The organism is Pseudomonas sp. (assembly GCF_040514055.1).
GTDB lineage: Bacteria > Pseudomonadota > Gammaproteobacteria > Pseudomonadales > Pseudomonadaceae > Aquipseudomonas.
The window spans coordinates 57,500-79,805 of sequence record NZ_JBEVDL010000052.1 but is presented as its reverse complement, the minus strand read 5'-3'; the positions used below and the strand labels follow the sequence as shown (position 1 = coordinate 79,805).

24 protein-coding genes, 1 tRNA gene and 1 pseudogene are annotated in these 22,306 nt (G+C 62.4%); 7 read left to right on the top strand and 19 right to left on the bottom strand.

Annotated features, from left to right (window positions below):
• Positions 1-26: 26 nt before the first annotated feature.
• On the top strand, positions 27-1,457 hold the full coding sequence (locus ABWY06_RS12660) for a M48 family metalloprotease (RefSeq protein WP_353925920.1): 1,431 nt from the start codon (positions 27-29) through the stop codon (positions 1,455-1,457).
• A gap of 460 nt (positions 1,458-1,917) precedes the next feature.
• Here the strand turns inward: ABWY06_RS12660 and nadA are convergent, their stop codons facing one another.
• The 17 genes from nadA to ABWY06_RS12575 form a co-directional block, all read right to left on the bottom strand.
• On the bottom strand, positions 1,918-2,976 hold the full coding sequence (nadA, locus tag ABWY06_RS12655) for a quinolinate synthase NadA (protein ID WP_353925919.1): 1,059 nt from the start codon (positions 2,974-2,976) through the stop codon (positions 1,918-1,920).
• 101 nt (positions 2,977-3,077) lie between these two features.
• Positions 3,078-3,153, bottom strand: a tRNA-Lys gene (locus tag ABWY06_RS12650).
• 69 nt (positions 3,154-3,222) lie between these two features.
• Complete coding sequence (queC, locus tag ABWY06_RS12645) at positions 3,223-3,897, bottom strand: 7-cyano-7-deazaguanine synthase QueC (protein WP_353925918.1); 675 nt, start codon at positions 3,895-3,897, stop codon at positions 3,223-3,225.
• 31 nt (positions 3,898-3,928) lie between these two features.
• Positions 3,929-4,576 (bottom strand): 7-carboxy-7-deazaguanine synthase QueE, encoded by a 648-nt coding sequence (gene queE / locus ABWY06_RS12640; RefSeq protein WP_353925917.1) that lies wholly within the window; start codon positions 4,574-4,576, stop codon positions 3,929-3,931.
• A gap of 118 nt (positions 4,577-4,694) precedes the next feature.
• Entirely contained in the window at positions 4,695-5,513 is an 819-nt protein-coding gene (gene ybgF / locus ABWY06_RS12635) for a tol-pal system protein YbgF (protein WP_353925916.1), read from the bottom strand.
• A 6-nt stretch (positions 5,514-5,519) separates the two neighbouring features.
• Positions 5,520-6,017, bottom strand: a complete 498-nt coding sequence (pal, locus tag ABWY06_RS12630; RefSeq protein WP_353925915.1) for a peptidoglycan-associated lipoprotein Pal — start codon at positions 6,015-6,017, stop codon at positions 5,520-5,522.
• 52 nt (positions 6,018-6,069) lie between these two features.
• Positions 6,070-7,371, bottom strand: a complete 1,302-nt coding sequence (gene tolB, locus ABWY06_RS12625) for a Tol-Pal system beta propeller repeat protein TolB (protein ID WP_502948194.1) — start codon at positions 7,369-7,371, stop codon at positions 6,070-6,072.
• Positions 7,368-8,411, bottom strand: coding sequence for a cell envelope integrity protein TolA (tolA, locus tag ABWY06_RS12620; RefSeq protein WP_353925913.1), 1,044 nt, complete (start codon positions 8,409-8,411; stop codon positions 7,368-7,370). The genes tolB and tolA overlap by 4 nt, the downstream gene beginning before the upstream one ends.
• Positions 8,411-8,869: a protein TolR gene (gene tolR / locus ABWY06_RS12615; RefSeq protein WP_353925912.1), complete on the bottom strand. Its 459-nt coding sequence runs from the start codon at positions 8,867-8,869 to the stop codon at positions 8,411-8,413. Before tolR ends, tolA begins: the two co-directional genes overlap by 1 nt.
• Before the next feature lie 34 nt (positions 8,870-8,903).
• Complete coding sequence (gene tolQ, locus ABWY06_RS12610) at positions 8,904-9,599, bottom strand: protein TolQ (RefSeq protein ID WP_353925911.1); 696 nt, start codon at positions 9,597-9,599, stop codon at positions 8,904-8,906.
• Between the two features lie 2 nt (positions 9,600-9,601).
• Positions 9,602-10,054 carry a tol-pal system-associated acyl-CoA thioesterase gene (ybgC, locus tag ABWY06_RS12605; protein ID WP_502948193.1) on the bottom strand — a complete coding sequence of 151 codons (453 nt, stop codon included), beginning with the start codon at positions 10,052-10,054 and terminating at the stop codon, positions 9,602-9,604.
• 59 nt (positions 10,055-10,113) lie between these two features.
• On the bottom strand, positions 10,114-11,166 hold the full coding sequence (gene ruvB / locus ABWY06_RS12600) for a Holliday junction branch migration DNA helicase RuvB (protein ID WP_353925910.1): 1,053 nt from the start codon (positions 11,164-11,166) through the stop codon (positions 10,114-10,116).
• A complete protein-coding gene (ruvA, locus tag ABWY06_RS12595; protein WP_353925909.1) occupies positions 11,167-11,772 on the bottom strand; it encodes a Holliday junction branch migration protein RuvA in 606 nt (201 codons plus the stop codon).
• 76 nt (positions 11,773-11,848) lie between these two features.
• Positions 11,849-12,373, bottom strand: a complete 525-nt coding sequence (gene ruvC / locus ABWY06_RS12590) for a crossover junction endodeoxyribonuclease RuvC (RefSeq protein WP_353925908.1) — start codon at positions 12,371-12,373, stop codon at positions 11,849-11,851.
• 222 nt (positions 12,374-12,595) lie between these two features.
• The gene (locus ABWY06_RS12585) at positions 12,596-13,342 is read right to left on the bottom strand and encodes a YebC/PmpR family DNA-binding transcriptional regulator (protein ID WP_353925907.1); all 747 of its coding nucleotides are present in this window, start codon (positions 13,340-13,342) and stop codon (positions 12,596-12,598) included.
• Between the two features lie 77 nt (positions 13,343-13,419).
• Positions 13,420-15,195, bottom strand: coding sequence for an aspartate--tRNA ligase (gene aspS, locus ABWY06_RS12580; protein WP_353925906.1), 1,776 nt, complete (start codon positions 15,193-15,195; stop codon positions 13,420-13,422).
• A gap of 41 nt (positions 15,196-15,236) precedes the next feature.
• Positions 15,237-15,458 (bottom strand): FmdB family zinc ribbon protein, encoded by a 222-nt coding sequence (locus ABWY06_RS12575; RefSeq protein WP_353925905.1) that lies wholly within the window; start codon positions 15,456-15,458, stop codon positions 15,237-15,239.
• A 156-nt stretch (positions 15,459-15,614) separates the two neighbouring features.
• Here ABWY06_RS12575 and ABWY06_RS12570 point away from each other — a divergent pair, with 156 nt between their 5' ends.
• The 5 genes and pseudogenes from ABWY06_RS12570 (at position 15,615) to ABWY06_RS12550 (ending at position 19,388) form a co-directional block, all read left to right on the top strand.
• The gene (locus ABWY06_RS12570; RefSeq protein ID WP_353925904.1) at positions 15,615-16,730 is read left to right on the top strand and encodes an HD domain-containing phosphohydrolase; all 1,116 of its coding nucleotides are present in this window, start codon (positions 15,615-15,617) and stop codon (positions 16,728-16,730) included.
• 162 nt (positions 16,731-16,892) lie between these two features.
• A complete protein-coding gene (locus ABWY06_RS12565; RefSeq protein WP_353925903.1) occupies positions 16,893-17,363 on the top strand; it encodes a Dps family protein in 471 nt (156 codons plus the stop codon).
• Between the two features lie 120 nt (positions 17,364-17,483).
• Positions 17,484-18,551: a GGDEF domain-containing protein gene (locus ABWY06_RS12560; RefSeq protein WP_353925902.1), complete on the top strand. Its 1,068-nt coding sequence runs from the start codon at positions 17,484-17,486 to the stop codon at positions 18,549-18,551.
• A 219-nt stretch (positions 18,552-18,770) separates the two neighbouring features.
• A pseudogene (locus tag ABWY06_RS12555) lies at positions 18,771-19,106 on the top strand (cold shock domain-containing protein membrane protein); the annotation flags it as partial.
• Between the two features lie 57 nt (positions 19,107-19,163).
• Complete coding sequence (locus ABWY06_RS12550; RefSeq protein WP_353925946.1) at positions 19,164-19,388, top strand: cold-shock protein; 225 nt, start codon at positions 19,164-19,166, stop codon at positions 19,386-19,388.
• A gap of 70 nt (positions 19,389-19,458) precedes the next feature.
• On the opposite strand, the gene ABWY06_RS12545 is transcribed toward ABWY06_RS12550, so the two are convergent.
• Positions 19,459-19,665, bottom strand: a complete 207-nt coding sequence (locus tag ABWY06_RS12545; RefSeq protein WP_353925901.1) for a SlyX family protein — start codon at positions 19,663-19,665, stop codon at positions 19,459-19,461.
• The gene (locus ABWY06_RS12540) at positions 19,662-20,093 is read right to left on the bottom strand and encodes an HIT domain-containing protein (RefSeq protein ID WP_353925900.1); all 432 of its coding nucleotides are present in this window, start codon (positions 20,091-20,093) and stop codon (positions 19,662-19,664) included. Before ABWY06_RS12540 ends, ABWY06_RS12545 begins: the two co-directional genes overlap by 4 nt.
• A 790-nt stretch (positions 20,094-20,883) precedes the next feature.
• On the opposite strand from ABWY06_RS12540, the gene ABWY06_RS12535 reads away from it, so the two are divergent.
• Complete coding sequence (locus ABWY06_RS12535; protein WP_353925899.1) at positions 20,884-22,149, top strand: OprD family porin; 1,266 nt, start codon at positions 20,884-20,886, stop codon at positions 22,147-22,149.
• Positions 22,150-22,306: the final 157 nt, after the last annotated feature.

Genomic DNA, 22,306 nt, shown 5'->3' with positions numbered 1-22,306 from the left:
GCCCTTTGTCGCCAAGAGACCCGTGCATGAATCTCCTGCGCCCCACCTTGCTCACGCTCGCTTGCCTGCTGGCCACGCCCGGGTTCGCCGATGACCTGCCGTCGCTGGGCGACGCCAGCTCGGCCATCGTCTCGCCTGAACAGGAGCACCAGTTGGGGCGGGCCTGGCTGAGCCTGCTGCGCGGCCAGGTGCACCAGCTGTCCGACCCGCAGCTCAAGGACTATGTCGAAACCAGCGTCTACCGCCTGGCCGAGACCAGCGAGGTGCAGGACCGGCGCCTGGAGTTCGTGCTGCTCGACAGCTCGCAACTCAACGCCTTTGCCGCACCCGGCGGGATCATTGGGGTCAACGGTGGACTGTTCCTTTACGCCCAGACCGAAGGCGAATACGCCTCGGTACTGGCCCACGAGCTGGCGCACTTGTCGCAACGTCACTTTGCCCGCGGCCTGGAAGCCCAGCAGCGCATGCAGATTCCGCTGATGGCGGCGATGCTGGCCGGCATCGTAGCGGCCGCCGCGGGTGCCGGCGATGCCGGGATCGCCGCGATCGCCTCGGCCCAGGCCGCCGCGGTCCAGGAACAGCGGCGCTTTTCCCGGCAAAACGAGCAGGAGGCCGACCGTATCGGCCTGCTCAACCTGGAAAAAGCCGGCTACGACCCGCGCGCCATGCCCAGCATGTTCGAACGGCTGATGCGCCAGTACCGTTATGACCGCAAGCCCCCGGAATTCCTGATGACGCACCCGGTGTCCGAGTCGCGGATCGCCGACACCCGCAACCGCGCCGAACAGGCGAAACCCGGCGGCGTCGAGGACAGCCTGCGCTACCAGCTGATGCGAGCCCGTGTGCAGCTGTCCTATGAGGACACTCCCGGCCTCGCCGCCAAGCGTTTTCGCGCCCAGCTCGACGAAAACCCCCAGCATGACGCCGCCCGCTACGGCCTGGCGCTGGCGCAGATCAAGAGTGGCCAGCTGGCCGAGGCCCAGGCCAGCCTGCAACCCTTGCTGGCCAAGGCAGCCAACGAGATCAGCTACAACCTGGCCCAGGTCGACCTGGACGTCGCCAGCCGCCGCCTGGACGCCGCCCAGCAGCGCGTCACCCGCATGCTTACGCTCTTTCCCGGCAGTTACCCGCTCAAGCAGGCGCGGGTCGACCTGTTGATCAAGCAGGGGCGGCCCAAGGACGCCGAGAAGGCCCTGGACGAGCTGCTCAAGAGCCGCGCCAAGGATCCGGACATATGGTACCTGGTGGCGGAGGTGCGCGGCCTGTCGGGCAATACCATCGGCCTGCATCAGGCACGCGCCGAGTACTTCGCCCTGGTCGGCGACTATGACCAGGCGATCGAGCAACTGGATTTCGCCAAACGACGGGCGACCAACAATTTCCAACTGGCCTCGCGCATCGACGCGCGGCAGAAAGTGCTGATGGAAGAGCAGCGCCTGCTCAAGCAGATGATGTAGGGCAAGCCGCGCCTAACGCTCACCGGGATCGGCCCACGGCCGCGAAACCTCTGGGCAGATGCCTTCAAACACCTGTCATCCCCACGTAGGGGATATCCAGAGACCTTGGCGCAATTGGGTTCCCGCCTGCCCGGGAACGACGCAGAAGGCTGGATAACCCGCGCGGGTACGGCGCTGAGTAAGATCCCGCCCGGACAGAGGCCATCCCTCAGACACCCGTCATAACCGCGCAGGCGGGTATCCAGGAACATCTGCGCACCCTGGGCTCCCGCCTGCGCGGGAACAACGGCGAGAAAGACTGATCGTTCCCACGCTCCGCGTGGGCATGCCGTCCCGGACGCTCCAGCGTCCATTCCCAGCACCACCTAACACGACGCCACCTCCGTACGACTCACCGCCATCATGCCCCGGCATAAAAAAACCCGGCACATGCCGGGCTTCGATGATGACCTGCAACGCCTCAGGCGTTGCCGGCCAATTTGAGGCGAGCGGCCTGGGTAAAGTCCAGCATGCGCTTGAGCGGGCGCACCGCGCGGGGGATCAGGGCCGGGTCGACCAGGATCTCGTTACGCCCCTCGCGCAGGCACAGCAGCGTACGCTCCAGGGTGTTCATGGCCATCCAGGGGCAATGGGCGCAACTGCGGCACGCCGCGCCATTGCCGGCGGTGGGCGCCTCGATAAACACCTTGTCCGGACACAACTGCTGCATCTTGTAGAAGATGCCGCGATCGGTGGCGACGATAAAGGTGCGGTTGGGCAGAGTTTGCGCGGCCCTGATCAGCTGACTGGTGGAGCCCACCGCATCGGCCAGATCGATCACCGCCTCGGGGGACTCCGGGTGCACCAGGATCGCCGCGTCCGGGTACAGCGCCTTCATGTCCAGCAGCTGCTTGGACTTGAACTCTTCGTGGACAATGCAGGCACCGTCCCACAGCAGCATGTCGGCGCCGGTTTCTTTCTGGATATAACGCCCCAGGTGCTTGTCCGGCGCCCAGAGGATGGTTTCGCCGTTGTCCATCAGGCTTTCGACGATTTCCAAGGCGCAGCTGGAGGTCACCACCCAATCGGCACGCGCCTTGACCGCCGCCGAGGTGTTGGCATAGACCACCACCGTGCGCTCGGGGTGCTGGTCGCAGAACGCCGAAAATTCATCCACCGGGCAGCCCAGGTCCAGCGAGCAGGTCGCCTCCAGGGTCGGCATCAGGATGCGTTTTTCCGGGTTGAGGATCTTGGCCGTTTCGCCCATGAATTTGACGCCGGCCACCAGCACCGTCTGCGCCGGGCTCTGGCTGCCGAAGCGGGCCATTTCCAGGGAATCGGACACGCAGCCGCCGGTTTCCTCGGCCAGGGCCTGGATCACCGGATCGCAGTAATAGTGCGCGACCAGTACCGCGTTCTGCGCTTTCAGTTCGGCGGCGATGGCGGCACGATAATCGGCCTGCTCGGCATCGCTCAGCGGCTTGGGCTGCTGGGCATCGAGATGGGCTTGGACAAGGAGACGTTCAGAAATCTGCGTCATGTTCACGAGACCTGTAGCAAGGGCGCGACAATCGACTATATCACCCGAATTCGCGAGACAGAATTCGGTGATGGGCACAGGCGGGATAGTGCGAGGGAAAATGGTGGGTCGTGTGGGATTCGAACCTACGACCAATTGGTTAAAAGCCAACTGCTCTACCAACTGAGCTAACGACCCGACGCAGGGCGCATGATACTGATTTAATTCAGGAAAACAACACCCCACGGAAAAAATAGCTAAACCGGATCAGAAATAACGGGTCGGATCGGCCACGCCCGCCTCGGCGAAACCGGTCGCGCGCAGGCGGCAGCTGTCGCACTTGCCACAGGCCCGGCCCTGGTCGTCGGCCTGGTAGCAGGAGACGGTCAGGCCATAGTCGACCCCGTGCTGCAGGCCCGCCTGGACGATCTGCGCCTTGCTCAGCATCTGCAGCGGCGCGCGGATGCGAAACCCCGAACCCTCGACACCGGCCTTGGTCGCCAGGTTGGCCATGCGCTCGAACGCCTCGACGAATTCAGGGCGGCAATCCGGGTAACCCGAGTAGTCCACCGCATTGACCCCGATAAAGATATCCCGCGCGCCCAGCACCTCGGCCCAGCCCAGGGCCAGGGACAGGAACACCGTATTGCGCGCTGGCACGTAGGTGACCGGAATCCCCTCGGAGGGCGCCTCGGGCACCGCGATACTGCTGTCGGTCAGGGCCGAACCGCCGATACCGTTGAGGTTCAGGCCGATCACCTTGTGTTCGATCACGCCCAGTTGCTGCGCCACCCGCTCGGCGGCCTCCAGCTCGGCGCGATGACGCTGGCCATAGTCGAAGCTCATGCTGTAGCAGGCGTAGCCCTGAGCCCGCGCCAAGGCCACCACGGTCGCCGAATCCAGGCCACCGGACAACAGAATGACCGCCCGTTTCTCGCCCATATCTCACCTCGAATAGAAAAATAGCCGCCGTTCAATGGCCGGGCTGGTCATTCCAGAGAATCTTGTGCAGCTGCATCTGCAGGCGCACCGGCAGGTTGTCAGCGACTATCCAGTCGGCCAGCGAGCGCGCATCCAGCTCATGGTGGCTGGGCGAAAACAGCACCTCGCCTGCCCGCTGCTCGAGACGGTACTGGATCAGCTTGGACACCGCCCAGTCGTAGTCCTCCCGCGAGCAGATGACGAACTTCACCTGGTCGTTGGCGGTCAGCAAGTCGAGGTTCTCGTAGCGGTTGCGCCCGACCTCAGCCGAACCCGGAGTCTTGAGGTCGACCACGCGGCTGACCCGGGTATCGACCGCACCGATATCCAGGGCGCCACTGGTTTCCAGTGACACCTGGTAACCGGCGTCGCACAGGTGCCGCAGCAGCGGGATGCAGTTGGGCTGAGCCAGCGGCTCACCGCCGGTCACGCAGATATAACGCGGCTTGTAGGCGGCGATCTGCTCGAGGATGACGTCCAGGGCCATGACTTCGCCGCCGCTGAAGGCATAGGCGGTGTCGCAGTACTGGCAGCGCAGGGGACAGCCGGTCAGGCGTACGAACACAGTCGGCAAGCCGGCGGTGCGCGTTTCCCCCTGCAGCGAGTAAAAAATCTCGGTAATGCGCAGGGTATCTTGCATATCAGCCACGGGCGTGACGGCGAAACAGGCCATCCGCCTCCGTTGCGGGAAAGGGGCGCAGAGTCTAACGAAAAAACCCGCGCAAGGCGCGGGTTTTTCCTGATCGGCGACTCAGCTTTTAAGGCAAACGCTGCAGATCGCGCTGGGCCAGCTGCGCGGCGGAGCTGCCCGGGTACTGGGAGATCACTTGCTGCAGAATGCCCTTGGCGCGGTCGCCATTACCCAAGCGCTGCTCGACATCGGCCAGCTTGTACAGCGAATCCGGCACCTTGGCGTGGTTCGGATACGCCTGGCTGACCTTGGCGAAAGCCTGGCCGGCCTCCTGCAGGTTACCACTGGCCAGGTTCACCTCGCCCAGCCAGTACTGAGCATTGCCCGAATACTGGCTGTTGGGATACTTGCGCAGGAAGCCGGCGAAGGCCTGGCTCGCGCGAGCGAAGTCCTTGGCCTTGATCAGGTCGAAGGCAGCCTCGTAATAGAGCTTTTCCTTCGCCGGATCCGCCGGTTCGGTACTCACCGGCGCCGATTCGGCCGGTGCTATCGGGGTGCCGCTGGCGTTGATGGCGCCCGCGGTCGAAGATTCGGGTGCGATGGCAGCGCCGGTTGCGCCACTCGCAAAACGTCGATCAAGTTCCTGGTAACGCTCCAGGCCTTCTTGCTTCAGGCGCTGGATTTCATTCTGTTGCTCTTCGAGCATACCGCGCAGTCGCGCGACCTCTTCCTGCATTTGTTGCAACTGCATAAACAGCTCACCCTGCGCCGAGGCAGGGGCCGTAACCCCTCCCCCTGCGTAGGCGCCAGACGTGCCATAACCCACGGGCGGGTAACTGCTGCCACCCGAAGGGGCATTGTTATCGACCACGGGAACATCAGCCAATGCCGCGAACGGCAGGCAGCTGAGGGACAGAACGGTTAAGACACGTCGGCACTTATGCATGGCGAATTACTTACGCAGTTCTACGCGACGGTTCTGAGCCCAGGACTGCTCGTCGTTGCCGGTAGCGATAGCACGCTCTTCACCGTAGGACACCAGCTCAGCTTGAGCCGGGGAAACGCCCTGCAGGACCAGGTAACGCTGAACAGCCTTGGCGCGACGCTCGCCCAGAGCCATGTTGTATTCACGGGTACCGCGCTCGTCAGTGTGGCCTTCCAGAACGACGCGAGCGCCATTGCCTTTCAGGTCTTTGGCGTGAACGTCCAGTGCGCGCATGGCTTCCGGCTTCAGATCGGCACTGTCGTACTCGAAGTAGAAGGTGGTGATGGCGCGCAGTGCGGCTTCTTCGCTCAGGCTGCCGTCGGTGTTGGCACCGCTAGCATCATAACCAGTGTTTGGATCGGTAGCGCCTTGGCCAGCGTCTTCAGCGCCTTTCGAGGAACAACCCACAGCCACGGCCAGAGCCAGCGCCAGTGCAGCAAACTTGCCAAATTTCAGCATTTCCATGGTAAAACTCCTAATGAAACCCCAGTGTGTTAAGTAATTGTGTTGCACCGCATCAGTTCAGGTAAGGCGACCAGGAAGGCTCTCGGATTTCGCCTTGCGCTGTTGGAATCGGGAGTTTTACACGTCCATTGATGGAAGCGAGTATCAGCACTCCCCGGCCCTGCTGGCGGGTCGCGTAGATTACCATGGTGCCGTTAGGCGCGACAGTAGGCGACTCGTCCAGACTGGTATCCGACAGCATACGCAGGTTGTTGGTTTGCAGGTCCTGGACCGCGACCTTGAAGTTGGTGAAACCGTCCTGGCGGTGGATCATGACCAGGGTCTTCTCGTCGGCCGACAGTTTCGGGTTGGCGTTGTAGTTACCGACGAAGGTCACCCGTTCCACCGAACCGCTGGCGATATTGGTCTTGTAGATCTGCGGCTTGCCGGCACGGTCCGAAGTGAAGTAAATCGTCTGGCCATCGGCGCCCCAGAAGGGTTCGGTGTCGATCGAGTAGTGGTTGGTGACCCGCTGCAACTGGCGGCTGCCCAGGTCCATCACGTAGATCTCCGGATTGCCGTCACGCGACAGCACGAACGCCAGGCGGTTGCCTTCCGGCGACCAGGCCGGCGCGCCGTTCAAGCCTTCGAAATTGGTGATCTGCTCGCGGCGACCGGTGTCGATATGCTGGACGAACACCCGTGGGCGCTTCTGCTCGAAGGACACATAGGCGATGCGCTTGCCGTCCGGGGCAAAACGCGGCGACAGGATCGGCTCGCGCGACTGCAGCAGGGTGACCGCACGGGCACCGTCATAATCCGAACGCTGCAGGGTGTAGCGGGTATTACTCACCGAAAAACGCTCGGCGGTGACGTAGAGCATGCGGGTGGAAAACGCGCCCTTGACGCCGGTGAGTTTCTCGAAGGACTGGTCCGAGACATAGTGCGCCATGTCGCGCAGCTGGTCAGCGGTACCGCCGACGCTGCCGGTGAACACCTGTTGTTCGGTAGCCACGTTGAACAGGGCGAACTGGATCTGCAGGCGTGCGCCGGACGGCACGATATTGCCCACCAGCACGTACTGCGCGCCCAGGGCCTTCCAGTCGCGGTAGATCACTTCGCCGGCCTGGGTCGGCAGACTGAGCATATTCTGCCGTGGGATCGGCTCGAAGGTCCCGGAATTGCGCAGGTCCTTGCCGACGATATCGGCCAGGTCCTCGGGCAATGCGGTACCGCCCTGCCAGCCAAAGGGCACCACGGCGATGGGAATAGCGACGTCTCTACCCGTGCTCACCAGAATGTTTTTCTCGTCGGCCACCGCCAGGCTGGCGGCAGCGCAGAGAACCACGAGTAAACCTCGAAGAAGTTTGATCACAACGCTAGATCCTCAGGGGTGAAGGTCATCTTGAAAGAACGGTAAGGGTTGAAGTCCTGTGGACTCAGACCTTGCATTTCGGTAATTCGCCCAATGTTTTTTACCGCCGCCACAGCCGAGGCATCGAAAGGTCCATCACCGCTGGAGCGGGCGATGCTCGCACCGGTGATGGTGCCGTCCGGCAACATGGAAACCTGCACCGTCACCGACATGCCCTTACGGGCACTCGGTGGACGGCTCCAGCTTTCGGCAGCGCGCAGGCGAATCAGGTCATCGAAGTTGCCCGCCACCTGCTCGCCAACTTCGTCGCTCACAGCCGCTTGGCGCTCAGTGGTGTCGGACAGCAACTCGGCCAGGGCCTGGGCTTTTTTCTCCTCGGCAGACTTGCGCGCGGCCTCCTGGGCCTTTTGTTTCTTCAGCAGGTCGGCGGCCTTTTTCTTGTTGGCGTCTTCGAGTTTCTTGCGCGCCTCATCGGCCTTCTTTTTCGCGTCGTCGGCTTTTTTCTTGGCCTCGTCGGTCTTTTTCTTCAGCTCTTCGGCGGCTTTTTTCTGGGCCTCCTCGAGGGCCTTCTTGCGTTCTTCCTCGGTCTTTTTCTTCGCGATATCGGCGAGCTTCTGCTGCTCGGCTTTCGCTTCCTCGGCCTTCTTGCTCTCCGCGGCCTTGGCCTCGGCAGCGTCGGCGGCCGCCTCTTCCTTGGCCTCCTCGGCTTTCTGCGCGGCCTCTTCCTGTTTTTCCTTGGCTTCGGCGGCGGCCTGTTTCTGTTGCTCGATCTTCTTGGCTTCCAGCTGCTCGACCTGGGTCTCGCGGGCCGCGGTCTTGACCGCTTCGCCGGCGATTTTCTGGTTGGTCTGCACTGTGGCCGGGCTCTTGGACGTCAGCTGATACAGGGTCGCCTGGACAATTGGCTTGGACGGCGGCAAGTCGGGGGCGAAGGCGAAACTGACGAACACCAGGGCAAAAATCAGCGCGTGCAAGCCCACCGCCCAGACACTGGGCCAGAAATAGCTTTCCGAAGTGGAACGCTGGCTGGACTCGCGCATCAAGGGGCCTCGGTGATCAGACCGACGTTGCCCACGCCGGCCTGCTGCAGGCCGCCCATGGCAGCCATGACCGACCCGTAGTCGACCGACTTGTCGCCCCGGATAAAGACCTGGGTCTGTTTACCCTGGGTGCGGCTCTGGTTGAGGATCTTGGTCACCGAACTGGTCATCTCCGCCAGGGTCAAGGCCTTCTCGGTGGTCTTGCCCGCGTCGGTATCGACCTCGCTACCCAGGTTCCAGAAGTAGGTTTTGTCGGCCTTGATGGAAATGGTCAGCACCTGGCTGTCGTTGTCCTGGGGCAAGGCCTCGCTGGACACCTTGGGCAGGTCGACCTTGACGCCCTGGTTGAGCATCGGCGCGGTCACCATAAAGATCACCAGCAGCACCAACATCACGTCGATGTAGGGCACCACGTTCATCTCGGCAACCGGCTTACGTTTCTTGCGCACTCTGGACATGACTTAACACCCACCCGAAAAGAAAACCGGCGAATCACTCATCGCTGGTGTGGACCTTGCGGTGCAGGATCGCCTGGAACTCATCGGCGAAGGTGTAATAACGGCCGATCAGCATCTCGCCGCGGGCGGCGAAGCGGTTGTAGGCGATCACCGCGGGGATCGCCGCGAACAGGCCGATGGCGGTGGCGATCAGCGCCTCGGCGATACCCGGGGCCACGGTGGCCAAGGTTGCCTGCTGCGCCGTGGCCAGGCCGCGGAAGGAGTTCATGATGCCCCAGACAGTACCCAGCAAGCCGATATAGGGGCTGGTGGAACCGACGGTGGCGAGGAACGGCAAGCTCTGCTCGAGTTTTTCCTCTTCGCGGGAAATCGCCACGCGCATGGCGCGGGCCACACCCTCCATCACCGCATCCGGGTCGACCCCTGGCTGCTGGCGCAGGCGGGAGAATTCCTTGAAGCCGCCACGGAAGATCTGCTCCACGCCGGAATCCGGGTCGGGGTTACTGCCGGCCTGGCGGTACAGTTTGGACAGGTCGATGCCCGACCAGAAACGCTCGTCGAAGCTGTCCAGCGAGCGCTTGGCGGCACGCAGCATGATGCTGCGCTGAAAGATCATGATCCACGAGGTAACCGAAGCGGCTACCAGGGTCAGCATCACCAGCTGCACGAAGATGCTGGCGTTGCTGATCAGGCTCCACATGGATGAATGGTCGACGGCGGTGGCTTCCACGCTTACTCTCCTGCTTTGGATGTACCCGGGCCGCTCAGCGCGGCGAAGGCCGCGCGCAAAGCTTCGGGAATAGCCCGGGGTTTCAAACTGTCGGCGCGCACACAGGCCACCAAAAACTGCCCTTCGCAGAGCAGCGCATTATCCGTGGCCCGCCTCACCTGTTGACGAAAGCGCAGGCTGGCACGGTTCAATTCACTGAGATCGGCGCTCACCAGCAGCTCGTCGTCCAGGCGCGCCGGCACGTGGTAACGCGCTTCGCTGGAATGCACGACGAACAGCAGATTGTCCCCCACCAGCTCCGACTGGGCAAAACCCAGTGCGCGCAGCCGTTCGGTGCGGGCCCGCTCCATAAATTTGAGGTAGTTGACGTAGTACACGATGCCGCCGGCATCGGTGTCTTCGTAATACACCCGACACCGGTGGGCGAACGGTTCAAGTCCGTTTTGCGCGCGCATACTCTAGTGCTTACTCCCACGCTTGCCAATCAGGGGTTGCAACTCTTTGTGTCGATGGCTCATGGGTCCTCGCTGGCGAACAGGTCGGCGGTGGGCAATTCACCCAGGCGCTTGGGCACGTTGAGGCCGAAGTGCAGGTAGGCGTGGCGCGTGACCACCCGCCCCCTGGGGGTGCGCATGATATACCCCTGCTGGATCAGGTAGGGCTCCAGCACATCTTCGATGGTGTGGCGCTCCTCGCTGATGGCCGCGGCCAGGCTGTCGATACCCACCGGGCCGCCATCGAATTTCTCGATCAGGGTCAGCAGCAGGCGCCGGTCCTGATGGTCAAAGCCGTGCTCGTCCACATCGAGCAAGTTCAGCGCCAGATCGGCCACCGCCCGAGTGATCTGCCCCTGGGCCCGCACTTCGGCGAAATCCCGCACCCGGCGCAGCAGCCGGTTGGCGATCCGCGGCGTGCCACGCGCGCGACGGGCGATTTCATAGGCGCCGTCGGCTTCGATCGGCAGTCCGAGAATACCGGCCGAACGACCGACAATGGTCGCCAGGTCGTCGATGTTGTAGAACTCCAGGCGCTGGACAATACCGAAACGGTCGCGCAGCGGGTTGGTCAGCATGCCGGCCCGGGTGGTGGCGCCGATCAGGGTAAAAGGCGGCAGGTCGAGCTTGATCGAACGCGCCGCAGGCCCCTCGCCGATCATGATATCGAGTTGGAAGTCTTCCATGGCCGGGTAGAGCACTTCTTCCACGATCGGCGACAGGCGATGAATCTCGTCGATAAACAGTACATCGCCCGGCTCGAGATTGGTCAGCATGGCCGCCAGGTCGCCCGGACGCTCCAGCACCGGCCCCGAGGTGCTCTTGATCGACACCCCCATTTCCTGGGCGATGATATTGGCCAGGGTGGTCTTGCCCAAACCCGGCGGGCCGAAAATCAAGGTGTGATCCAGGGCTTCACGGCGCCCCTGGGCAGCCTGGATAAACAGCTGCATCTGCTCGCGCACCTTGGGTTGGCCGATATAGTCTGCCAGGCGCAGCGGCCGAATGGCACGGTCGAGCTGCTCGTCGCGGTCTTTGCCGCTGGCGGTCATTAGGCGGTCGGCTTCGATCACTTAACCCATTCCCTTCAATGCACGACGGATCATATCTTCACTGCTTAAACCGTCTTCCTGCACGGCGGATACCGCCCGACTGGCTTCCTGTGGCTTGAAGCCGAGGGAAATCAACGCACTGACCGCATCATTCTCCGCGCTTGTGACTGCCACGACCAGCCGAGGTTCAACCACAAAGCCGGCCAACCCGGGAACCGTTTCCCAGGCCTTGAAGCGGTCCTTCAATTCCACCAGCAGGCGTTCGGCGGTTTTCTTGCCGACCCCCGGGATACGCGTGAGCGCCGAGGTATCCTGGGACTGCACGCAGCGCACCAGATCGTCGACCTCCATCCCGGACATCAGGGCCAGGGCCAGCTTGGGGCCGACCCCATTGAGGCGGATCAGCTCGCGAAACAGCTCGCGCTCGCGGCGCTCGAAAAAGCCATACAGCAGCTGGGCGTCCTCGCGCACCACCAGATGGGTGTGCAGGGTCACCGGCTCTCCCAGGGACGGCAAGCGGTACAGGGTGCTCATCGGCACTTCCAGCTCGTAGCCCAGGCCATTCACATCCACCAGCAAGTGCGGCGGCTGCTTCTCCGCCAGGGTGCCACGCAGGCGTCCGATCACGTTGTTGTTTCCTTTACGGGGCGGCAGGCGTTGGGCCCGAGCCGGCGATGATCACCAATAACGCTGCGCAGGCCGGTCACAGGCGCAACCGCCCGCCGCGGCTGCGCGCGCCGACCAGACCATGGGGAATCAGGCTGGAGCGGGTATGAGCATGACACAGGGCGATGGCCAAGGCGTCGGAGGCGTCGATCTGCGGTTTCTGCGTGAGTTTCAACAGGTGCATGACCATCATCTGCACCTGCTGTTTGTCCGCCCCGCCGCTGCCGACGATCGCCTGCTTGACCTGCGTCGCGCTGTATTCCGCGACATCCAGGCCCTCCTCCATCACCGCCACCAGCGCCGCCCCCCGGGCCTGCCCGAGCTTGAGCGCCGAATCGGCGTTTTTCGCCATAAAGACTTTCTCGATGCCCATGGTCACCGGCCCATGGGTCTGGATCACCTCGCGCACGCCGCGGTAGACCGCCTGCAGGCGCTCGTGGAGCAAGCCGGTGCCGGTGCGGATACAACCGGACGCGACATACTCGCAGCCGCGCCCCGTGTCGCGCACCACGCCGTAGCCGGTGATGCGTGATCCAGGATCGATGCCAAGAATAAGGGTCATAACGCTCGCGACATGCAAAAAGGAACGGCCAAGCCGAATGCCGGCAGCTTAAAGGCAGAAGCCGGGAGCGCCTAGCGCAGCTTCATTGATGCGGTTGCGCGAAGCGAGGCCAGGATTCTCCGGCTTCAAAATGCGTGGACTGGGGCGAACCCATTCGCCCGAGGCCCGCCTGGCGGATAAATTTGTTCGATGGGTATCGCTTCGCTCAACCCATCCTACCAACTAACCCAGCTGTTCCATCAGCTCGTCGGGGATCTCGGCATTGGAATAGACGTTCTGCACGTCATCCAGGTCCTCAAGCATGTCGATCAGCTTCATGACCTTCTTGGCGGTTTCCAGGTCGGTGACCGGCGCGCTGACCGAAGGGATCATCGCGATATCCGCTTCCTCGCCCTTGAAGCCCGCGGCCGACAACGCCTCGTTGACCGCGAGAAAATCGGCGAAGCTGGTGGAGACCAGCGCCGAGCCGTCCGCGCCCATTTCCACGTCATCCGCGCCGGCCTCCAACGCCGCCTCCATCAAGGCCTCTTCAGCCACGCCCGGGGCGTAGCTGATCTGGCCCTTGCGGTCGAACATATAGGCCACCGAGCCATCGGTCCCCAGATTGCCCCCACACTTGGTGAAGGCATGACGAACTTCCGCCGCGGTGCGGTTGCGATTGTCGGTCATGGTTTCGACGAAAATCGCCACGCCACTGGGGCCATAACCCTCGTAGCTCAGCTCGGCCATATTGTCGGCTTCGTCCGAGCCAACACCCCGGGCAATTGCCCGATCGATGGTGTCGCGTGTCATGTTGGCGGTCAGCGCCTTGTCCACCGCCAGACGCAGGCGCGGATTGTCCGCGGGCAGGCCGCCATTCTTGGCCGCCACGGTCAGCTCACGGATCAGCTTGGTGAAGATCTTGCCGCGCTTGGCGTCCTGGCGCCCTTTGCGGTGCTTGATGTTGGCCCATTTGGAATGACCCGCCATACCCACTCCCGTGCTGTTCAAATAAGGGTCGTATCGAAACCACAGGCGCGGCCCAAGGTGGCCGCGCCTGCATCGGCTTACTCGGCCTTGGGCTGTTCGCGCAGGCGAATGTGCAGCTCGCGCAGGGCCTTGGCGTCCACCTCGCCCGGCGCCTGGGTCATCACGCAGGCCGCGCTCTGGGTTTTCGGGAAAGCGATCACTTCGCGGATCGACTGGGCGCCGGTCATCAGCATCACCAAGCGGTCCAAGCCGAAGGCAAGGCCACCGTGGGGCGGTGCGCCGTACTTCAGGGCATCGAGCAGGAAGCCGAACTTCTCCTGCTGCTCGTCCTCGCTGATGCCCAGCACGCGAAATACGGTCTGCTGCATGGCCTTGTCGTGGATACGAATCGAGCCGCCACCCAGTTCGGTACCGTTGAGTACCATGTCGTAGGCGCGCGACAGGGCGGCCGACGGGTTGGCTTCCAGCTCGGCCGCACTGCAGCTCGGCGCGGTGAACGGGTGGTGCATGGCGGTCAGGCTGCCGTCGTCGTTCTCTTCGAACATCGGGAAGTCGACTACCCACATCGGCGCCCACTCGCAGGTCAGCAGGTTCAGGTCATGCCCCAGCTTGATGCGCAGCGCGCCCAGTGCCTCGCTGACGATCTTGGCCTTGTCGGCGCCGAAGAACACCAGGTCGCCGTCCACCGCGCCAACGCGATCGAGGATCACATTGATATTGTCCAGCGGGATGTTCTTGACGATCGGCGACTGCAGGCCTTCGACACCGTTAGCCCGTTCGTTGACCTTGATATAGGCCAGGCCGCGCGCGCCGTAGATGCCGACGAACTTGGTATAGTCGTCGATCTGCTTACGCGGCATGCTCGCGCCACCGGGCACGCGCAGGGCGGCCACACGGCATTTCGGATCGTTGGCCGGACCGCTGAAGACCTTGAAGTCGACTGCCTGCAACTGGTCGGCAACGTCCACCAGTTCCAGCGGGTTGCGCAGGTCAGGCTTGTCGGAGCCATAACGACGCATGGCCTCGGCCAGGGTCATGTGCGGCAGTTCGCCGAACTCGACGTCCAGCACTTCCTTGAACAGCTGACGGATCATCTTCTCGGTGATGGCCATGATGTCGGCTTCGTCGAGGAAACTGGTCTCGATGTCGATCTGGGTGAATTCCGGCTGGCGATCAGCCCGCAGGTCTTCGTCACGGAAACACTTGGCAATCTGGTAGTAACGGTCGAAGCCGGCCACCATCAGCAGTTGCTTGAACAGCTGCGGCGATTGCGGCAGGGCGAAAAAACTGCCGGCATGGGTGCGGCTCGGCACCAGGTAGTCGCGCGCGCCTTCCGGGGTGGCACGGGTCAGGATCGGCGTCTCGACGTCGAGGAAGCCATTGTCGTCCAGGTAACGGCGGATGCTGGTGGTGATGCGCGAACGCAGCTTCAGCTTGGCGGCCATTTCCGGACGGCGCAGGTCGATAAAGCGGTAGCGCAGGCGGGTTTCCTCGCCGACGTCGGTGTATTCGTTCAGCGGGAACGGCGGCGTCTCCGCCTCGTTCAGCACTTCCAGGTCGTAGCCCAGCACTTCGATGGCCCCAGAGGCCATATTGGCGTTGCCGGCACCGGCCGGACGCAGGCGGACCTTGCCGGTGATCTTGACCACGTATTCGCTGCGCACCCGATCGGCGACGGCGAAGGTCTCGGCGCGATCCGGGTCGAAGACCACCTGAGCCAGGCCCTCACGGTCACGGATGTCGAGGAAGATCACCCCGCCATGGTCACGGCGGCGATGGACCCAGCCGCAAAGGGTGACGTCCTGGCCGTCCAGGCTCTCGTTCAGTTGGCCGCAATAATGGCTGCGCATCATGGTCTGTTCGCTTCTCGTGATTCGGATAATCGGTGGGCCGTTCAGTCGGCTTTGTCGCCGCCAGCCAGATTCTTCTTCGCGCCGGTCTTGAAATCGGTCTCGTACCAGCCGCTGCCACTGAGGCGAAAACCCGGCATGGATAACAATTTCTTCAGTGCGGGTGCCTGGCACGCCGGGCAATCGACCAACACTGCATCGCTGAACTTCTGAATCGCTTCCAGCTGATGAGCGCAGGCGCCGCACTGGTAATCGTAAATTGGCATCGGCTCGTCTCGGCTATGGAAAATACCACCGCGAGCCCGCGTCTCGCGGCGAAAGGGCAGCATTATATCTGGTTAATTCGCCACGCGCAGCCGCGCGTCCGGCTCGCATTCGCCTAAGCCTTCCTATACTCAGGTTTCCCCTCGCGGAGAACCGCCATGGCCATCGCCCGACCCGCCGACCTGTCACGCGACCTGCTGGAAGACTTTCGGCTGGACGCGGCGGAGCTCTTCCCGCGCTGCGAACAACTGCTGATCGAGCTCGAACACTACCCCCAGGACCAGGAACGCCTGCGCGAGCTGTTCCGCCAGGTGCACACCTTCAAAGGCAACCTGGGCTATGTCGGGTTTAACGGACTGATGCCGCTGCCGCAAGCCGTCGAAGACGTGCTGGACGCCCTGCGCACCCGCCAGCTGAATTTCGACAGCTTGCTGGGGGACATCCTGTTGCTCAGCCTGGATCGGCTGCGCGCCCTCAGCGACGAGGTGGTCGGCGGCACCGGCGCCATCGACGCCAGTGGCCTCGAGCCGCTCTGCCGCGCCCTGACTGCCCTGGCCGTGGCACCCACGGAAAAGCAGACCGAAACGCGCCGGCAGCTGCTGCAACAACTCGATCCTGCCACCCAGCTGATTGCCCAACCCCCAGTGGACCAGTCGCCAACCCTGGCGCTACTGGCGCGACACGGCATCGAAGGCGGCGCCGACCTGCAGTTTTTCATCGACCTGATGCACGCCAGCGAACAGCGCTCGGCCTACTGGCAAGGCCGCGGGATGCGCCTGCTGGAACTCGGCCTGACGATGAACGAAGCGGCTGAGTGCCCGGAACAGCCCACCCAACTGGCAGCCGCGATTTGCCTGCATGACCTGGGCATGGCCTTCCTGCCACTGGACCTGCTGCACAAGGATCAGCGCCTGAGCCGTGAAGAGCGGCGGCAGATGCAGTCCCATCCACGCCTGGCCTTCGACCTGCTCAAGCGCATGCCGGACTGGTCCGCTGCCGCCGAGATCGTCATGCAACACCAGGAGCATGCCGACGGCAGCGGCTACCCCAAGGGCCTGCGCGAGACTGAGATCACCCCTGGCGCGCTGATCCTGCATATCATCGATACCTTCGACGCACGCACTCACGAGCGCGCCCACCAGACCCTCAGCAAACGCCCACTGCTGCGCGCGATACTGGAAATCAACAGCCTGAGCGGCAGCCAGTTCAGCGGCACCTGGGTCGAGGTATTCAACCGCACCCTGCAGCAGCAACCGGCACTGGCCCACGCCTGATCAACCCCCTTAGAATACGCCCTAAGCGCCGCCGCAAGGCGTCTAAACCGGCCACTACACCCCCGACGCAGGCACACGCCAGCCCCACTGGCGGTCCGACGCATGCTAGGCTCAGCCGTTCGCCACAGGGCTAGCGCCCGATTGACTCGAGAGGCAAAATCCATGGAAATCAATATTGGCATTACCGAGCAGGACCGTGCCGCGATCGCCGACGGCCTGTCCCACCTGCTGGCCGACACCTACACTCTGTACCTGAAGACGCACAACTTCCATTGGAACGTGACCGGGCCGATGTTCAACACCCTGCACCTGATGTTCGAGGGGCAGTACACCGAACTGGCCCTGGCGGTCGACCTGATCGCCGAGCGCATCCGCGCCCTGGGTTTCCCAGCGCCCGGCACCTACGCCGCCTACGCCCGCCTGTCCTCCATCAAGGAGGAAGAAGGGGTACCTAACGCCCAGGACATGATCAAGTTGCTGGTCCAGGGCCAGGAAGCGGTGGTGCGCACCGCGCGCGGCATCTTCCCGTTGCTGGACAAGGTGAGCGACGAGCCGACCGCCGACCTGCTGACCCAGCGCATGCAGGTGCATGAGAAGACCGCCTGGATGCTGCGCAGCCTGTTGGCCGCCTGACCGTTACGGCCAGAAGGCCCTTGCTGCACCGGGCCGCCCGCCGATCGCCAACCGCAGCGGGCTGACGTTTCTCACCAGGCTGTTCTATGCTCTGCACACTCCATCCGCTGCGTGATGTGCATGAGCCAGCCACCCCATGCTCCGTCCTTGCTCGAGCTGTATCCCGAAGAAACCCGGGAGGCAGCCGAGTTGCTCAAGCGCGCCATCCCGCTGATGGTACGCCACGACATCCCACCCAACCCGCTGCACTATGCCCTGTGGTACACCTACAGCAAAGGCTCTGAGCCGGAGCTGAACCGGCGCCTGGACCAGACCCTCAAGAACTTCGAGAGCTTTCCACCCGAAACCGCAAGCAGGCTGTTTCGTGACTTTATCATCCGGGGTGAGCTGGAGGAGGCCCGCTCGGGCCAGCAGCAGGTCATTGAACTGGTCGACGATATTGAAGGCGGGGTGGCGCGCAGTGTTCTGGGCAGCCAGACCTACCAGTCGAGTTTGACGCTGGGTCTGGCCGCCCTGCACGAACCCCTGACGGACAACCTGCCATCGGTGCTGCACGACCTGCAACAAAGCACTCAGCACATGCAGGAGCAGCAGGAACAGTTTCTTTACCGCCTGCGCGCAGCCCAGAGCGAAATCCAGCAACTACGCAGCCAGCTGGAACGCGCCCAGCTGGCCGCCACGCTGGACAGCCTGACGCAGGTCTTCAACCGTCACGCCTTCAACAAATTGCTGGAACAGGCGCTGGCCGCGAACCAACCGGGACTGGCCTTGGTGATGCTCGATATCGATCATTTCAAGCAGTTCAACGATCAATACGGCCACCCCCTGGGCGACCGGGTGCTGCAGCACGTGGCCCAGCTGATGCGCGAATTGCTGCCCGCGCGGGCCATGGCCGCGCGCTATGGCGGCGAGGAATTCTGCTTTATCCTGCGCGACTGCTTCACCCTGGAGCAAGCCCATGCCTTCGCCGAGCAGCTACGCCTGAAGATCCAGGCGCTGCGTATCAAGATCAGGCGGACCGACCAAATGCTGGACAGCATCACCGCCTCCTTCGGCCTGGCCCTGGCGCAAGGCGGCGACAGCCCGGAAAGCCTGATCACGCGTGCCGACGACGCGCTTTATCAAGCCAAGCACAATGGCCGAAATCAGGTCTGCCCTACGCCACCCGACACCGCACTGATCGCCTGAATGCCTCGGCACGCCCCACGCCACGCCACCGGCCCCGCCGTGCGCGCTAAGCGCTTGATTTGAGTAGCTCCTCTCTTTGCTGTTAAATACGCTGCGTGCCGTCACCCCTCACCCATCGGGGGCCGGCACAGGCTGACCCGGCGCCCGCCTCCAATGCCCACCCTCGATCAAGGGCACGGGCGCCCAGCCCGCTTTTCCTGATGATCCTTCTTATTAAAAATGAGCTCATTCCACATGTTGAAACTCGTCCATCTGTTAACGGGCGCCACTGCCCTGCTGCTGTCGCTGGTGCCCAGTTTTCGGCCTGAGGCCCTGCCCTACCTGCAACAACCCGACGCACTTTACCTGGCCCTGTTCGGCCTATTGAACCTGCTGCTTGCCCCCCTTCTGCCAATCTGGCACCAAGGCGCACGCAATCATTTGCAGGCGCTGGTGTCGGCCTTGCTGGTGCTGGCCGTGGTCCTGCAGGTACTGATCTTGCTCGCGCCCTTGCCGTCCATCGGCGGCCAGCCCGCCGTAGTGTTGAGCTTGTTGGCGGTGGCGGCAGCAGTTGCCCTGCACGTGGCCATTAACCTGCAACTGCCGACTCGCACGGTCACCCCCTCGGGCGACATGAGCAACCGCGAAACCGGCACGGTCAAGTGGTTCAATACCTCAAAAGGCTTCGGCTTTATCTCCCGTGACTCGGGCGACGATATCTTCGTGCACTTTCGCGCCATTCGCGGCGAGGGCCACCGGGTACTGGTCGAAGGTCAACGTGTCGAGTTCTCGGTGATGCAGCGCGACAAGGGCTTGCAGGCCGAGGACGTGATTGCCGCCCCGCCACTGCGCCGCTGATCGCGACAGCGCACCCCTGAAAACCCGCCGACGGCGGGTTTTTTTATGCCAGGCCGACTCGCCCCGCCGCTCAATAATGGGGCGGCGGCGCCTCCTGCTCCGCCGCCTCGAAGGCGCTGCCCAACTCCTCCTGCCGCTTGAGCAGCGCGGCCAGTTGCCGCTGCAGCCGTTCGATCAGCCGTTGCTGCTGTACCAGCTCATCATTCAATGCCTGAATGGTGTCGTCCTGAAATGCCAGGCGGCTTTCCAGATCGTTGACCCGTGCCTCCAGATTCATAGCGCCCCCTCGGCAAAACGAAAATCGCTCGCCAGCGCAGTGCGTAAGCGGGCACGTACTTGCGCGAGCTGCTCGTCGGCATAGGGCTGCGCCGGGTGGCGCCCCCATACAGGTCCGGGCCAGGCAGGGTCCTCGCAATGACGTACGATCACATGCATATGCAATTGGCTGACGATATTCCCCAAGTTGGCAACATTCATCTTGTCACCGGAAAAACAATCCTTGAGTGTCTCCGCCAGCGCCACTGTTTCCTGCCACAACATTTGCTGATCAGCTGTATCGAGTTGGAACAGCTCACTGACCTGCTCGCGGCGTGGCACCAAGACAAACCACGGATAATGAGAATCATTCATTAATAATAACCGACACAGCGGAAAGTCACCAATAGTCACGGTGTCCTGCTGCAAACGCGGATCCAAGGCAAACATAAAAACCACCCTCTGACTTATTCCGACCCCGGGTCACGGTGCAACACCTACCGAGGGCCTCTTAGGATACCGCCAGTGACGCGACAACAACGTTGCTGACTCCAAAAACAGCCGAGACCGACGCCCTGCCAGCCGCATATAGCGCACCATGGCCACGGCGAGTTCAGCCGCGTGCCTTAATAAAGGCGAAGAACGCACCAAAATGGCACATTATTTCGCAACGGGAGAAGCGCTACTGGCCACGACTGTTACCGGCAGTAATCCTCCCACTCTGCCCTGCCACAGTCCCCAGGCAAACACAACCAGTCCTGGCGACGACACCCCGAATGGGTCCGGCACGCCCGGACAAGACAGCCCGAGAGCCGCTGGCAGTGTCGTCAGCCGCCCTGAGACGGACTCGCCCGCTCCGATTTTCAAGGCACAACGCAATTTGAGCACGGTTATTGCTTAACATCAGCACTCACCGAGACACCTAGATCACGGGCTATTTTGGAGCGGAATGATTCTCAATCGAATCAGGCGAAGGGATCGGAGGGAATCCATGCCAGCGGTGTGACCGCTGTCATATCGCCAGTAGCTAGATTCGCCCGGATGGGCGCAGAAGTTACAAAAATGCGACATTATCCTTATGGACTCGCGACAGGCTCGCAGAGAATTCATTCGGACCAGGGCGCATGTCTCGTCAATATTCTTCCGGTGCTATAAGTTAGCGCGGATACAAAAAGAAAGAGCTGCCTATACAACAAAATCATTAGGCAGTGCAACTTCTCTAAACCAAGGAGCAATCACGATGCAAGTGATGAAGTGGAGCGTAATCGCCCTCGCAGTAGCAGCCGGCAGCACTCAAATGGCAGTAGCCTCGAGCCAGGCGGACTCCAAGGGCTTCGTGGAAGACAGCAGCCTGAACGTGCTGAGTCGTGCCCTTTACATGAATCGCGACTACCGCAATGGCGGCGCCAACACAAACAGTGTTACCGGCAAAACCAACGGCTACCGTGAAGAAACCGGCCTGGGCATTCGCGCCCTGTTCGAGTCGGGCTTTACTCAAGGCACGGTCGGTTTTGGTCTGGACGCTCACAGCCTGACCAGCATCAAACTTGACAGCGGCAAAGGCCGTCACAGCAATGGCCTGTTCGGTACCACCGACGACGGCAGCGCTGACGATACCCAGACCGAAGTTGGCGCCGCTGCCAAATTGCGCCTGTCCAACAGCGTATTGAAATACGGTAACCAATTCACCGGTAGCCCCGTATTCGCGACTGACGACAGCCGCATCCTGCCGGAAGTTGCCACCGGCACCCTGCTGACCGTCAATGAAATCGAAGGCCTGGAACTGTCCGCCGGTCGCTTCACGGCGATCAGCAGCCAAGCCAACACCGGCCACGACAGCCTTGGTCTGAAATCCGCCAATATCGCCGGCGTCAGCTACGCCTTCACCGACGACCTGACCGCGGCCATCCACGCCTCCGACGTCGAAGACCACTTCAAGAAAGCCTACGTCAACCTGAACTACAACCTGCCCCTGACCGAAGACCAGGCGCTGAATTTCGACTTCAACGGCTACAAGACCTCCGGTGACGGCCAGGAATTGTCCGGCGAAGCCGACAACAAAATCTGGAGCCTGGCAGCGGCTTACAGCATCGGCGCGCACAAATTCACCCTGGCGCACCAGAGCTCCAGCGGCGATGCCGGTTACGTCTACGGCGTTGACGGTGGCGGCAGCATCTTCCTGGCCAACTCGATCCAATACTCCGACTTCAACGGCAAGGACGAGAAATCCTGGCAGGCCCGTTACGACATCAACATGGCCACCTACGGCGTGCCGGGCCTGAGCTTCATGACCCGCTACGTCACCGGTACCGACATCGATGTCGGCGGCGGTGAAGAAGCCAAAGAACACGAACTGAACATCGAAGCCAAGTATGTACTGCAGGACGGCCCGGCCAAAGACCTGTCGTTCCGCGTACGCAACGCCATCTACCGTGCTGACAGCAGCTACACCGGTGACGTGAACGATTTCCGCCTGATCGTCGAGTATCCGCTGGAAATTCTGTAACTCTGCGGTACTCTGGTAACGCATAAAAAAAGCCCGGCTTTGCTGGGCTTTTTTATGGCAAACCTCCCAGTTGCCGATCGACAGTTATGCCGCTCTTTATGCCCGCGATACCCCAGTGGGCCTGAGGTTGCCGAGCACCTCGTCGAATAGTGGACTG

Coding starts and splice junctions, on each gene's coding strand:
- ABWY06_RS12575 (WP_353925905.1), bottom strand. CDS start 15,458: ATGCCAATTTACGATTACCAGTGCGGCGCCTGCGCTCATCAGCTGGAA.
- tolA (WP_353925913.1), bottom strand. CDS start 8,411: ATGCGCGAGTCCAGCCAGCGTTCCACTTCGGAAAGCTATTTCTGGCCC.
- nadA (WP_353925919.1), bottom strand. CDS start 2,976: ATGACGCAGATTTCTGAACGTCTCCTTGTCCAAGCCCATCTCGATGCC.
- ABWY06_RS12535 (WP_353925899.1), top strand. CDS start 20,884: ATGCAAGTGATGAAGTGGAGCGTAATCGCCCTCGCAGTAGCAGCCGGC.
- ruvC (WP_353925908.1), bottom strand. CDS start 12,373: ATGACCCTTATTCTTGGCATCGATCCTGGATCACGCATCACCGGCTAC.
- ABWY06_RS12560 (WP_353925902.1), top strand. CDS start 17,484: ATGAGCCAGCCACCCCATGCTCCGTCCTTGCTCGAGCTGTATCCCGAA.
- aspS (WP_353925906.1), bottom strand. CDS start 15,195: ATGATGCGCAGCCATTATTGCGGCCAACTGAACGAGAGCCTGGACGGC.
- tolR (WP_353925912.1), bottom strand. CDS start 8,869: ATGTCCAGAGTGCGCAAGAAACGTAAGCCGGTTGCCGAGATGAACGTG.
- ABWY06_RS12660 (WP_353925920.1), top strand. CDS start 27: ATGAATCTCCTGCGCCCCACCTTGCTCACGCTCGCTTGCCTGCTGGCC.
- ABWY06_RS12550 (WP_353925946.1), top strand. CDS start 19,164: ATGAGCAACCGCGAAACCGGCACGGTCAAGTGGTTCAATACCTCAAAA.
- ABWY06_RS12565 (WP_353925903.1), top strand. CDS start 16,893: ATGGAAATCAATATTGGCATTACCGAGCAGGACCGTGCCGCGATCGCC.
- queE (WP_353925917.1), bottom strand. CDS start 4,576: ATGCAAGATACCCTGCGCATTACCGAGATTTTTTACTCGCTGCAGGGG.
- ABWY06_RS12545 (WP_353925901.1), bottom strand. CDS start 19,665: ATGAATCTGGAGGCACGGGTCAACGATCTGGAAAGCCGCCTGGCATTT.
- ABWY06_RS12570 (WP_353925904.1), top strand. CDS start 15,615: ATGGCCATCGCCCGACCCGCCGACCTGTCACGCGACCTGCTGGAAGAC.
- ybgC (WP_502948193.1), bottom strand. CDS start 10,054: ATGCGCGCGCAAAACGGACTTGAACCGTTCGCCCACCGGTGTCGGGTG.
- ABWY06_RS12540 (WP_353925900.1), bottom strand. CDS start 20,093: ATGTTTGCCTTGGATCCGCGTTTGCAGCAGGACACCGTGACTATTGGT.
- queC (WP_353925918.1), bottom strand. CDS start 3,897: ATGGGCGAGAAACGGGCGGTCATTCTGTTGTCCGGTGGCCTGGATTCG.
- ybgF (WP_353925916.1), bottom strand. CDS start 5,513: ATGCATAAGTGCCGACGTGTCTTAACCGTTCTGTCCCTCAGCTGCCTG.
- ABWY06_RS12585 (WP_353925907.1), bottom strand. CDS start 13,342: ATGGCGGGTCATTCCAAATGGGCCAACATCAAGCACCGCAAAGGGCGC.
- pal (WP_353925915.1), bottom strand. CDS start 6,017: ATGGAAATGCTGAAATTTGGCAAGTTTGCTGCACTGGCGCTGGCTCTG.